Source organism: Chryseobacterium sp. 22532, from assembly GCF_052044665.1.
Taxonomy (GTDB): domain Bacteria; phylum Bacteroidota; class Bacteroidia; order Flavobacteriales; family Weeksellaceae; genus Chryseobacterium; species Chryseobacterium lathyri.
The window spans coordinates 1-12,440 of record NZ_JBQENJ010000004.1; the positions used below are offsets into that span (position 1 = coordinate 1).

8 protein-coding genes and 1 pseudogene are annotated in these 12,440 nt (G+C 39.4%); 3 read left to right on the plus strand and 6 right to left on the minus strand.

Annotated features, from left to right (window positions below; all coding sequences use genetic code 11):
- Positions 1–1,956: pseudogene (locus tag ACTJIV_RS11475) on the plus strand (DUF2723 domain-containing protein); the annotation flags it as partial.
- 95 nt (positions 1,957–2,051) lie between these two features.
- Here ACTJIV_RS11475 and ACTJIV_RS11480 read toward each other — a convergent pair.
- The 3 genes from ACTJIV_RS11480 to ACTJIV_RS11490 all read right to left on the minus strand — a co-directional run bounded on the left by ACTJIV_RS11480 (position 2,052) and on the right by ACTJIV_RS11490 (position 4,623).
- Positions 2,052–2,429, minus strand: a complete 378-nt coding sequence (locus tag ACTJIV_RS11480) for a VOC family protein (protein WP_111959672.1) — start codon at positions 2,427–2,429, stop codon at positions 2,052–2,054.
- A 242-nt stretch (positions 2,430–2,671) separates the two neighbouring features.
- Complete coding sequence (locus tag ACTJIV_RS11485) at positions 2,672–3,832, minus strand: FAD-dependent oxidoreductase (protein ID WP_440627566.1); 1,161 nt, start codon at positions 3,830–3,832, stop codon at positions 2,672–2,674.
- 32 nt (positions 3,833–3,864) lie between these two features.
- Complete coding sequence (locus ACTJIV_RS11490; RefSeq protein ID WP_440627568.1) at positions 3,865–4,623, minus strand: helix-turn-helix domain-containing protein; 759 nt, start codon at positions 4,621–4,623, stop codon at positions 3,865–3,867.
- A 166-nt stretch (positions 4,624–4,789) separates the two neighbouring features.
- Between ACTJIV_RS11490 and ACTJIV_RS11495 the strand changes: the two genes are divergently transcribed.
- Positions 4,790–5,941, plus strand: a complete 1,152-nt coding sequence (locus tag ACTJIV_RS11495) for a tetratricopeptide repeat protein (protein ID WP_440627570.1) — start codon at positions 4,790–4,792, stop codon at positions 5,939–5,941.
- Positions 5,942–6,005: 64 nt separating this feature from the next.
- Here the strand turns inward: ACTJIV_RS11495 and ACTJIV_RS11500 are convergent, their stop codons facing one another.
- From ACTJIV_RS11500 to ACTJIV_RS11510, 3 genes are all read right to left on the minus strand, one after another.
- The gene (locus tag ACTJIV_RS11500; protein WP_440627572.1) at positions 6,006–7,187 is read right to left on the minus strand and encodes a phosphatidylinositol-specific phospholipase C domain-containing protein; all 1,182 of its coding nucleotides are present in this window, start codon (positions 7,185–7,187) and stop codon (positions 6,006–6,008) included.
- 24 nt (positions 7,188–7,211) lie between these two features.
- Positions 7,212–10,064 carry a TonB-dependent receptor gene (locus ACTJIV_RS11505; protein ID WP_440627574.1) on the minus strand — a complete coding sequence of 951 codons (2,853 nt, stop codon included), beginning with the start codon at positions 10,062–10,064 and terminating at the stop codon, positions 7,212–7,214.
- 148 nt (positions 10,065–10,212) lie between these two features.
- Entirely contained in the window at positions 10,213–11,268 is a 1,056-nt protein-coding gene (locus ACTJIV_RS11510; protein WP_440627576.1) for a helix-turn-helix domain-containing protein, read from the minus strand.
- Between the two features lie 170 nt (positions 11,269–11,438).
- On the opposite strand from ACTJIV_RS11510, the gene ACTJIV_RS11515 reads away from it, so the two are divergent.
- Positions 11,439–12,434, plus strand: coding sequence for an MsnO8 family LLM class oxidoreductase (locus tag ACTJIV_RS11515; RefSeq protein WP_336379196.1), 996 nt, complete (start codon positions 11,439–11,441; stop codon positions 12,432–12,434).
- The last annotated feature ends 6 nt before the right edge of the window (positions 12,435–12,440 follow it).

Sequence of the window (12,440 nt, forward strand, 5' to 3'; positions counted from 1 at the left end):
GATCTTGAAGGAAATATGGAAAACACCAAAGGAAACTGGATCTCCGGAATTCCTTTCATCGATAATGCACTGCTTGGAAACCAGGATAAAATGCCTGCAAAATTCAAGAATGAAAGTACGGTTAAATTCTTCTTTTTACCCTTAATCTTAGGGTTGATCGGTTTCTTTTTCCAGCTTAACAGGGACTTTGGAAGATTTTATGCACTGCTTTCATTATTTATTTTAACAAGTGTCGGAATTGTTTTCTACACAGGCGTGAAGCCTTTTGAAGTAAGGGAAAGAGATTATGCGATGGTCGGTTCCTTCTATGCATTTGCGATCTGGATTGGCCTTGGAGCCGGAGCTATCTTATGGTTTATCCAGTCTAAGATAAAATCAAACGGAGCAAACATTGCTTTGGGAGTAGTTTTATTGGGTGTCCCTTTTATGATGGGATTCCAGAACTATACGCCGCATGACCGCAGCAAAAAATCAGCAGCGCGCGACTATGCCTATTCATTCCTGAAATCACTGTCTAAAGATGATATCATTTTTATCTATGGGGACAACGATACCTTCCCTGTGTGGGCTATTCAGGAAACAGAGCGGTTCCGCGATGATGTAAAAACCGTAAATTTCACCCTGCTGGCGACTCCATGGTATATTGATCAGGCAAAGAGAAAAACATACAATGCAGCAGGAATTCCAAGTGAACTGACTCACGAGGACTACAGAGACGGTGTAAACGACCAGATCTACATGATGAAGAAAGAAGACTGGGAAGGAATTTTTTCTATGCTGAAAGAACAGGGTGTCCCTGATACGCAATTCGGAACCTTCAGAAAATACCTTACACAGGATTCACTGACATTGAAGGAAGCAATCAACTTTCTAAAGTTTAAATCTCCTGAAAAAGATGAGCTTCTGAAAATGTACTTCGGTGAAGAAAAATATGCGGAATATAATATTCTTCCGGTAAACAAGTTCATTCTTCCGGTTAATAAAGAAAATGCTTTAAAAGCAGGAATTATCACCCAGGCAGATCTTCCGGATGTAGTGAACCAGATCATGATTACCTATAAAGGAAACACGCTTTATAAAAACAACCTCATGATGCTGGATATGTTGGCCAATTTCGACTGGAAACGTCCCATCAACTTTTCATCAGGAGGAATCTACGACAGCGAGAATATCTTTTATCTTGACGAATATCTTCAGTTTGAAGGTTTCAGCTACAAATTAGTGCCTATTCATACAGCTCCAAACCTGGATGGTGATATGGGCAGGGTAGAGGTCAACTCACTTTATAATGTTGTGAAAAACTTCAGATGGGGCAATTTTAAAGACCTGAATATTCATTATGATGAAGCAGCCACCTCAAACATTATGGGTTACAGAATGACGGCCGGAAGGGCTGCTTCGACATTGGCATTAAAAGGACAGAAAGCTAAAGCTATAGAATTATTAGATCTTGCCTCAAAAGAAATTCCTGCTGAAAAATATAATGATCCACGCTCATTAAGCTCTATGGTCACCGGATATATCATTGCAGGACAGGAGAAGAAAGGTCTGCAGCTGGCAGAAATCCTGAAAAAAGAGATCTTTGAAGAGTACGATTACTATCTGAGTCTTTCCCCAACATTTCAGAGACAGTCAGCTAAGCAGATGAGAGTGAAGCCAATGGAATACTCGATGGTGGTATCAGCGGTTACAGATGCTTATAAGAAATTGGGACAGGATGAAAAGGCATATGCTTACCTGGTAAAATCTATAGAACCGATTGATAAGAAATTCAACACTTTCCTCAAAGATCTTCAGCAGATGGGTAAAGAAAAGGCGATAAAGGAATCTGAAAATGTACAAAAGATCACTCCTTTCTATCAATATTTGTTCGATGTGATGCAACCTTTCGATTCTGCCTATTCAAAAGAAAAAGAAGATCAGATTACCCGGGCAATGATCAAAGTGACCCAATAGATGCCTTAAAAAACTTAACAAAGAAAAAGTCCGGACTATACCGGACTTTTAATTTTATATATGATCATTTGTTCTTAAACGAATTTAAACAACAACTAATCAATCGGCTCCCACAATTGAATCTTGTTTCCTTCCAGATCCAGAATATGCAGGAATTTTCCGTAATCATAAGTTTCGATAGTGTCCAGAATCGTAACGTTTTCCTTTTTTAATTCCTCTGCCAATGCCTCCAGATTTTCCACTCTGTAATTGATCATGAAATCTTTCGTAGAAGGTTCAAAATATTTGGTAGTTTCTGTAAAAGGAGCCCATTGTGTAAGTCCTTTTTTAGAAGTATCTTCACTTTCACGCCATTCAAAACTGGTTCCGTAGGGAGTTGTTTCAAGGCCGAGATGGGTTTTATACCATTCATTTATTGCATTTGGATCCTTCGATTTGAAAAGGATACCTCCGATTCCTGTTACTTTTTTCATGTCTGTTTTTTAGTTGTTAGAATATATTTATTACGGAAAACGATTGATGCTTTCCCTGATTTCAAATATATGTAAAACTTCTTATCGGAATATTCTTCTGAATTAAAATTCATAAAGCGCATGCTCACTGACTGAAATAGCTAAAAAAAATAATGTCTCGGACTGATGGCTCTTTCAGAGGTCAAAGACTTTGATGAGCTGGAAGTCTCCGATCTTTAAAAGCCCGGAAAAATTAATTTATTTTAATGACTGCTGAAAAATTCCAGCATATCATCTAATGCCGTTTTGGAATGCATTCTGTCACCATTTTCCAGGGAATCTTTTGTGGCTTCAGCAGCTCTTTTGCGCATCTGAATTTCATAATGACTGATGGCTTCCTCCAGAGTAGTGAACCGATCCGATGTCAGACATTCACTCAGTTCCAATGCATCCAGCATTGCCATATTGGCTCCTTCTCCTGCAAACGGAGGCATTACATGAGCTGCATCTCCAAGCAGGGTGAGATTGGGTTTTGTTTCCCATGACTGATCCAGAGGCATAGAATAAATAGGACGCGGAATAAAAGGGACAGAGGCATTTTCGAAAAGCTCGTACCAGATGCTGCTCCATTCAGCATATTCTTTTTTAAACCATTCCAGTATTTGCATTTGATCAGAGAAATCCAGACCGCTTTCCTTAGCCCAGTTTTCATTGGTTCTGAAACTTGTATAAAATCCAAGATCGCCACTTCCTTTCTGGCCCATAAGCAGATTTTTATGAGTTCCAAAAGCCATTATTTTTCCGTCCCTGATCAGTTCTTTGATATGCGGAGCCGTTTTTTCTGCATTATATACATTGCCTTCAAGCATTAAAATTCCTGAATAGATCGGCTTCAGGTCTGTAAGATAAGGGCGGATCTTAGAATTGGCACCGTCGGCAGCAATGACAATATCCGCATAGGCCGAAAAACCGTTCTTGAATTGCAGCTGCCAGCCTCCATTTTTAGGTTCCATCGCAATAAAATGACTGTCCCAGATCACTGTTTGAGGTTCCAGAGATTCCAGAAGCATGTTTCTCAATGGTCCGCGGTCTATTTCCGGACGGAAATGCTTGTTACCAAAATCTTCATCAGGTTTTGTTTCGTGGTCGGTGAATATGATTTCTGCGTGTTCATTTACGATCAGCATTTTGTCTGCTCCGGGACGGTAATTCTTTTTAAATTCATCCAGGAGACCAGCACTTCGGATGGCATCCATTCCCGATCCTTCATGCATATCAAGCGGAGAACCCTGAACCCGGGCGTTTTTATTAAGATCTCTTTCATATACCTTTACATTGGCATTTTTAAGCTGTAAAAGTCTTGCCAGCGTCAATCCTCCCGGACCGGCACCTACTATGGCTATTGATTTATTTTCTACTAACATTGTATTGTAATTTTAATTTTACTGATGCAAAATTATTTTTGTTTCAATACGGATAATAGTATAAATCGGTCATTTTTGTTCCTGGACAATTCCTTTGGGACTACCCCTGAAAATTTCTTGATTTCTTTGATGAAATGCGTCTGATCTGTAAAATTAAGTTCAGGAAATAGCTTGCCTTCCGCAATATGGCCTAAAGAGGCTCTGAAACGCAGAATACTGCAGTAGGCTTTTAAAGAAAGTCCGAACTGCTGATTGAAATAACGGTTGATTTGTCTGCTGCTCCAGCCTGTTTTCTCTGAAAGTTCTTTCACGCTCATTTCGCCATTTAATGCATAGATGAGGTCAAAAAGCCTATGCTTTCTTTCATCAACGGTTTGCGGCAGTAGTTCTGTTATTTTTTCTGTTATTTTTAGAGTAAATGTTTCAAGATTTTTAAGATCATCATCATTCAGATTCCAAAAATCATCAGGAAGATTCTTACCACTGTTGATCAGGTCTGCAATGGAAGTATGGAGGATATATTCCACGGCAAGAGGACGGAAACTGACGGCAAAAGCAAACGTGCCGGAAGGAATACTTCTCTGCTCAGGTGCAGTTTCTAATCCGATGAGAAAAACATTGAACGGCTCATTCGCACCGGATCGCATAAAAAATAAATCGACCCTTCCGTCAGGGAGTATAACCACTTCTTTTGCTTCAACTGCAGGATTATGAAACATCCCTATATTTTCTACAAAGCTGTCCAGTGATGGGTCCGGTTGAATAAATTTACAGTAGAATTCGTTGTCCATAGAAGTATACTTCTGTTATAATTTTTCAAAAAACTAAATTACAAGAAATTGGACTTAAGTGATCAATTTTAACTCAATCCTATATAAATCTTTATTTTGTGAATAATTTTAGTCTAAAATTTGGAAAATATCCAAATAACTGATAATTTAGTTATAAATCACAATAATGAAATTCCCAATCTTTATATGCTTCTTTATTTTTACCATTTCAGGGATCAATGCTCAGATGATTGATAAGGAAAAACTTCTTGAATATTATGAATCACAGCGTTATGCTGAAGCTGCCCAATATCTGCAGAGTGTATATCCTGAAGATACAAAAGATGTAAAAGCTCTGACGCAGATGGCATATTGCAATATGATGTCCGGAAAACTTCCGGAAGCAGAGAAAAATTATCTAAAGGTCAATGCTGTAGAACCGGGAAGTCTTCCGGTTTTATTCAGCCTGGCCAGTATCAATTCCAAGAGAGGGAATGCAGCGAATGCTAAAGCGTATCTTTTGAAAATTATTCAGCTGGACAGCCTTAATTTCAGTGCGTACAAACAGTTAGCTGGTTTTGGAGATACTCCTGAGTCCAAATTACAATACCTCAAAAAAGCAAATGCCTTAAACCGTACAGAGCCGGATATTGCTTACGATCTTGCTGTGGCTTACCGGGAAATCAAACAATATCAGCAGGCTTATGATGTCCTTGAAACAGCTATTGGTGCAGATAAGGATAATTTTACGTTGCAGCAGGCCCAACTTCCGATAGCTAACCTGTTGGGCAAATACAAAGAGGTTGTTGAAACCGGAGAAAATCTTCTGAAAAAAAATACAGATGTCAACGTGATCAATGAAATGGGACAGGCTTATTTTTATTTAAAAGATTATCAAAGGTGTATAGCACTTTTTAAAACCTTGGAAGATCTTGGGGTTCAGAATGAAGGGACTCTGTATTTTATGGCTTTAAGTTACCGTGAGCTTAAGGAATATGATCAGGCTGCCATATATGCTGAAAAGACCATTGATGAGGGTATTTCTGATCATACAGCACTTTATTATACCGCTTTGGGAGGAATTTATGAATCCAAAAATCGTTTTTCAGATGCTCTGGAAGCCTACAAAAGAGGCCTGATGTTTAAAAACAGTAACACTATCTACTATCGTCTGGGCCTTTTGTATGACCTCAACCTGAAACAGGCTAAAAATGCAGTAACTTACTATAATCTGTATCTGAAAAATAAACCGGATTCTGAGAAAGAAAAAGAACAGATTAGTTATGCGAAGGCAAGGATCACATCGTTAACACATCCAAAAGAAGTGGCAATAAAGTAGAACCTATCTTGGTTGATAAATAAAAAGCATCCTCAAATATAATTTTGAAGATGCTTCATTAGGTTTAGTGACAATCCGCATTGATAGGATTCAGGATATAATCTTTGTCCTGGGGAGGTTTTATAAAATAGGATGTTCCATAAACATTTCCGGGCCGGAAAAAATCTGTAGAAACAACCTGTGCACCGCTGCTGAAGGCTGCTTTTGATCGGGTAAGGTCATTGACCTTGGCTTCATAGGTTTCAATATCAGCCCTTGTTCGTACCATAAATCCCTGCTTCACCAGAGCCTGAATGTCCTGCTGCCGTACAATTGCATTATCTTTTAAAATAAAGGCTGCAAAACTGTCCTCCGGCTCACTTTCCATGAACATTAGTCTTTTTTCCAGAGAACCGTCAATAAGATAAGGACTGTTTTTAGTAGACTGAGTTCCTGCACTTCCCGGTAACAGCATGAATATGAATTTTCCTCTGCTGTCTTCTGCTTTTGGCCAGTTATTATGAACGACAGCCTCCCGCAGTGTAGGAAACTTGCCCTGTACTTCTTTAGGAGTAATGATCTTATCTTTCCCCAGATACTGTAAAATTTCCTGATCCAGATCATCATAAGCTTTTTTGGTAAAAGGTAAAACCTGGGTAGAATTAGGGAAAATAGGAAATCCGGAGTCCTTGGCTTCCACCATAATAAATAGGGTCGTGTGCTGAGGATGCTGATCCGACCATTTCCGAAGTTCCTTAAGAGCATCTTTTAACGTCGGATAATGCGATCTGAAATCAATATCTGCCATATGCAGAAGCTTAAATCCGGGTTGGTCCAGGTCTTTGGTATTGTGCGGTGCCAGATCTTTTACGCCTTTCTCCTGTAAGACGCGGTAGGATGCCGGATGATTAAAGCGGTTGCCGTCCGGATCATAGTAAACATCCAGCTCAAGGCCGCGGAGATTGGCATTAAGCTGCTCTGTAAAACTGGGATGATTATAATTGAGGGCCTCTGTAAAATCCATTCCGTTAGGATGGTATTCCTGGAATTTAGCTTTCTGCTCAGAGGACATTCCTGAACTGTATTTTGCCATCAGATTTTTGATAATAGGCGCTGCCAGATCCAATACTTTGGGATCTACCGGTTCTGCATAGGAATTATGAGTTCCCAGCACCTGTATCTGGTTAATTCTGATGTTTTTACATTTTTCCTGGGCATGGAATAGTGAGGCTGCAGCTACTGCAGCAGTATACATATACTTTTTCATAAAGTGGATAATTATTTTGTATTGTTAAAAATTGAAATTAACACCAAGCTGGCCTCTTATTCCGGAATAGGAGAGGTTCTCAACTCTGGATTTTTCTCCCATATAATACCGGTTGGGCTCGTTGAAAATATTATTCAGTTCTACAAACAGTCTGATATTTTTATTGATGCTGTACGACGTAGAAGCATCTACCGTAAAGTTTTTATCAAAATGCTGATAATGATCGGGACCGGCAGCTGTTCTTATTTCGCTGACGTAATCTCCCTTATAATTTCCAGCCAGACGGAGCATGAGCTTACTGGTTTCGAAAAATAATATGGTATTAAAAATATGCTTGGCCTGATTGGGAATGGTCGTTTTCATGGTTCCGGTCTGTTTTCCGTTTTCATAGACTGGCATTTTCATTTCGGAATTGATATAGGTGTAATTTCCTTCAAAACCAAGATGTTTCAGAAATCCGGGAAGCCTTTCAAATCGTTTGGAGATTCCGATTTCGAAGCCGTATAGTTTTGCCCCTTCTAAATTTTTAGGAGTGGTAAAGGTGTATGGAAGTCCATTGATGTTAAGGATAGACTGGTCTTTGTAGATCAGATCGGTAATGTCCTTATAAAAAGCTCCGGCGGTGACAAGGTCAAGTTTTCCGAAATAGTTTTCAAACATCAGATCGAAATTATTGGAAAAAGTGGGGTTCAGCTGAGTATTTCCCTGGACAACAGTATTGGACAGATCATTGACAATAGTTCCCGGGTTGAGGTCATTAAAATCAGGTCTGGCAAAAGATCTGGTGTATGCAGCTCTCAGTATCCGGTCTTTGGTCAATTTCCATTTCATATTGATCATAGGCAGAAATAGGTTGTATTTTTTCCCGTCTTTAATATCTTCTGCCACAGTTCCTGACTTATCGGAAACTACTTTCTTGCCGTAGAAGGAAATATCATTATATTCATTTCTTACACCGCCCACCAGCTGAAAGTTCTCATTGACCCGCCATGTGCCCATTACATAGGTGGCCCACACATTTTCTGTTCCTCTGTAGGAGCTGGTCATGTTGGAATTGCTGTTCTTTCCGCTTACCTGCTGCAGTCCCAGAATATTTTGGGTGTCAGCATTATAAAATTGGTCGATCTGTCCGTTAGTGATCTGGTTGATCATGACTGACTGATAAGGATTGCCGATAGGATTCATAAAACCTCCTTTAAAAGGAAAGGGTGTCTGTTCAAACTGGCTCATATAGCTTAACGGAGATCCCGGAATACCCAGTGCTGATTTCGGCATCCAAACCAATACCGCAGCATCAACTACTTTTTCTTTATTATTGAATTTTGTTCCGAATTGAAGTTTAAAATGCTCCGAAACGGTATATTTCAGATCCACCTGACCCCGAAGATCGGTTTCGCTGTTACGATTCTGACTGAGGATCACCTGATTCAGTTTTAGCTGGTTGGCAGAAACCGGGCTCTGATTATGAGGTAAGGTAAAGTCTGCCGGATCACCCGTTCCGCCTGGAGCATCCATGGCAAAGTATTTTCTGCCATCAGAGGCCAGGTTTCCATAGGTCATAGGCTGCACAAAATTGATGATCGGGTAGCCTCTGTCATGGTCGTCTAAATTTTCCGGAGAATTAAATTTAAAACTTGATCTGGCTTTAGACAAAGACCAGTCTATTTCTAAACGCTGGCCAACCTGATGATTTCCACCCACCTGCATGGAATATAAATCGGTAAGATAATCGGCATGTCTTGCCTGAAGAGTTACATTCTTAGAGTCAAAATTAAAATAGGTTTCCCGAACAGACTGTCCATCTTTGTATTGACTGTAGAGTCCTTTGAAGTACAATTTATTTTTACTGTTGATGTCATAGTCCATTGCGTAATTGAACCCTAAAGTTCTTCTGTCTGCCAGATAATCACGAAGCTGTAACTGATTGATGGAATAAGATGCTGTCTGATCTGCTAAACCATAATTGAAAATATTCCGCATTTGGTCTATGGCACTAGACCGTTGCCATATCACCGCAGAGGAAATGAATTTCAGCTTTTCCGTAATTTTATTTCCATAAACGATGGAAGAGTTAAACGTTGGAGATTTGGACATATTTACATATCCAGTAGCAGTACTTATGGCCAGTGTTTCTTTGTTGGGGGATGTTTTTGTAATGAAATCCACATTTCCGCCGATAGCGTCGCCATCAAGATCAGGAGTCAGTGCTTTGGATAAACGTACACTTTGTATAAGCTCAGAAGGGAAGATATCCATCTGGACTCCTCTGTTGGCATTATCACCACTTGCGCTCGGCATTCTGCTGCCATTCAATGTGGAAGAAGTCCATTGAACCGGAGTACCTCTCACGGCAACAAAACGTCCTTCCCCCATATCCCTTTCAATGGAGACTCCCTGCATACGCTGTACCGCATCTGCAGCATTACGGTCCGGTAATTTCCCGATAGCATCTGCGCTCAGAACTTCCGTAATGGTGTTAGAGTTTTTCTTCATGGTAATAGCCCGGGCCTGTGACGCTTTATAAGCGCTGGTGACCACTACTTCCTGAATGGCATTCTCTTTCGCTTTTTTTTCGCCTAGGCTGATCAAGCCAAGATCAACCGCCTTCTTATCAGCGACTATAAAAGGTAAATATATACTTTCGTAGCCTGTATATTCAATAATCAGTCTGTAATTTCCGTCAGGAATATTGCTTAATACAAAAGACCCGTCCGTATTCGACGTTATTTTTTCTGCTTTATTTTCTATATAGATTAAAGCATTAGGCAGGTTTCCCTGCTGATCAGTCACAATGCCATGGACTGTGGTTTGGGCCATCGCAAGGCCCCCGAGAAAAAAGCCAGCTGCAGTGGTTAAAAAAAATCTTCTTCGTAACATTTTATAAATTTTGCACAAAGATGTTTTCCCTGAGAAAGAATTCAGTTCATTTAAATTTTAACAGACTTGTTTAGATTCAAACATTGTTTAATGTGTTGATTTTTAGTTGTTTGTATTTGTTAAATAATTGTAATATAGCATTTGGACGTTATAAAACATGATCTGTTGGCAGGCAGTTGAACTCTTTTTTGAAATATTTGTAAAAGGTAGACTTGGACTTAAATCCGCATTGGTAGGCTAGGTCCGTAACATTGGAATCAGGCTCTTCTTCCTGCATACGTTTGAACTGTAAAACACGGTTACGGTTGGTATATTCATGAAAGTTGGAAGAAAGATATTGGCTGAACGTAATGGTAAGATCGGTTCTGGAAATAGATAAATACTGTGAAAGCTGCTCTAGGGTAAAGTCTTCATCCAGATAGATAATGCTTTTGTCATAAAATTCCTCTATAGAAGATTTTACCTTCTCAAAATCTATTTTAGAAAGATCCTTGTATTGGTATTTTTCCTTAAAAAGAGGCTCTTCAGGGACTATAAGGGTGTCTTTTTTCTGTTGTTCGTGGTACGTTAAAATATAAACGTACAATATCCAGGCAAACTGGATTAAAAATGAAAGGTTATACATTTTTTGAAACAGAAGAATATCCAGCCCTAATTTGTAGCTTGACCAGAAAACCAAAACACTCCCTAACACAAAAGATAAAAATAGCCGGAATTTTTTTATAAAAGGGTTTTCGATCTTTTTTTGATACAGGGACAATAGAACAATACAGATGAAAAGACTTCCTGTCCAATAATGAATATAATAATTAGCAAAATACTTTGAGTACAAGTTAATAATCAGATCTCCTTCTTTGTAACCGAATAGCTTTGCTGACAATCCCAAGGTATGGATGAGAACGATCAGCGAGAAAGGGTAGAGCAGGTATTTCAGTTTGTCCCGGTGTTTGAAATTAATCAGATAAAAAGTAATGTACAGAAATATCAAACCCTTAAAAACTCTGAGGCTGCCCGGTATTTCATAAAGAATAGATTCATAGCCGAATCTTTGGATGATGAAATATTCATAGCCCATATCCACTACTACGGTCACAATGTAGAGCAATAGCATATTGTGAAAAGACTTTCTGTTCTTGGCAAGACAGAGTAAGACAGCCAGCGTAATTACAGCCTGCAGGATAACAACCATTAAAATGTACAACATAGCCAGTTTAAATCTGCCCAAAATTATCAATAAACAGGAAGGATGCTTTTAACAGATCATTAAATTTTTGGTATTTTTATAAAAAGTTTTCAGGAACTCATGTTCATCTTCAAAAGTATAAGTGTTCAATCGGTAAATATTTAGTTTTAAATTAAAAGCAACCAGCAGGTATGAAATTGAAATTAGGGATCCTGGACCAATCTCCGACCATTGAAGGGGGCAGTTCACTACAGGCATTGAAGAACAGCATTGATCTGGCGCTGTTTGCTGATAAAGCAGGATTTCATAGTGTCATCTATTCCGAACATCATGGAGTGGAAGCGTATGGAAGTTCAAGTCCTGAAATTCTGTCTGCCATCATATTAAGCAAAACTGAACGAATCAAAGTAGGAACCGGAGGGATCATGATGAAAAATTATTCGGCCTACAAGATCGCAGAATGGGCCAAAATGCTGGAAAGTCTTTATCCAGAACGGTTTGTCCTGGGTTTGGGGAAAGCTCCGGGAGGATTAAAAGATGCCGTATCCGCATTGAATAACCACCGCCCCGTTGTTTTATCCAGTCAGGAAACTAAACTTGAAGAGATCATACAATACATTAAAGAAGAAAAGGGAGTCTATGAAGGGCTTATTGCCCAGCCAAAAGGCCTTACTCACCTGCCTGAAATCCTATGGCTTGGCTCCGGAATTCAATCTGCCAGGGAAGCAGCTCAACATGGCGTGGGGTATTCATATGCTGATTTTATGAGAAATGATCAGGGGACGAAAAGTACCGAAACTTATTTAAGCGAATTCGATAGAAACCAGTACAGTCCGGTTCCTTCGCTCCAGGTGGCTGTTGCGGTATCTGTAGCAGAAGATCTGAAATCAGCTCAATACAATGCCTACGGAATGGCTTATCAGTTTCTGCAGGCAAGGCATATACAGGCGCCGGAAGCACTTCTTCCCTCAGAAACAGTTGAACAGAGAATATTGGGAAGTGAAGATGAAGAAGAATTTTTTAAAATCCTGGATCATATCATTACAGATACACCGGGAAATATTTCAGCGAGGCTCCGGGAAAAAGCGGACGAGTATGGTACAGATGAATTAATCATTCTCTGTAATATGTTTAAAGAAACAGACCGTATAGATACCTATAAAAGTATTATATTGGCAAACGTATAATCACAT

What these genes read in the sequence shown, in the direction of transcription:
- ACTJIV_RS11515 (WP_336379196.1), top strand. Translation starts at nt 11,439, where the DNA reads ATGAAATTGAAATTAGGGATCCTGGACCAATCTCCGACCATTGAAGGG.
- ACTJIV_RS11485 (WP_440627566.1), bottom strand. Translation starts at nt 3,832, where the DNA reads ATGTTAGTAGAAAATAAATCAATAGCCATAGTAGGTGCCGGTCCGGGA.
- ACTJIV_RS11500 (WP_440627572.1), bottom strand. Translation starts at nt 7,187, where the DNA reads ATGAAAAAGTATATGTATACTGCTGCAGTAGCTGCAGCCTCACTATTC.
- ACTJIV_RS11505 (WP_440627574.1), bottom strand. Translation starts at nt 10,064, where the DNA reads ATGTTACGAAGAAGATTTTTTTTAACCACTGCAGCTGGCTTTTTTCTC.
- ACTJIV_RS11495 (WP_440627570.1), top strand. Translation starts at nt 4,790, where the DNA reads ATGAAATTCCCAATCTTTATATGCTTCTTTATTTTTACCATTTCAGGG.
- ACTJIV_RS11480 (WP_111959672.1), bottom strand. Translation starts at nt 2,429, where the DNA reads ATGAAAAAAGTAACAGGAATCGGAGGTATCCTTTTCAAATCGAAGGAT.
- ACTJIV_RS11510 (WP_440627576.1), bottom strand. Translation starts at nt 11,268, where the DNA reads ATGTTGTACATTTTAATGGTTGTTATCCTGCAGGCTGTAATTACGCTG.
- ACTJIV_RS11490 (WP_440627568.1), bottom strand. Translation starts at nt 4,623, where the DNA reads ATGGACAACGAATTCTACTGTAAATTTATTCAACCGGACCCATCACTG.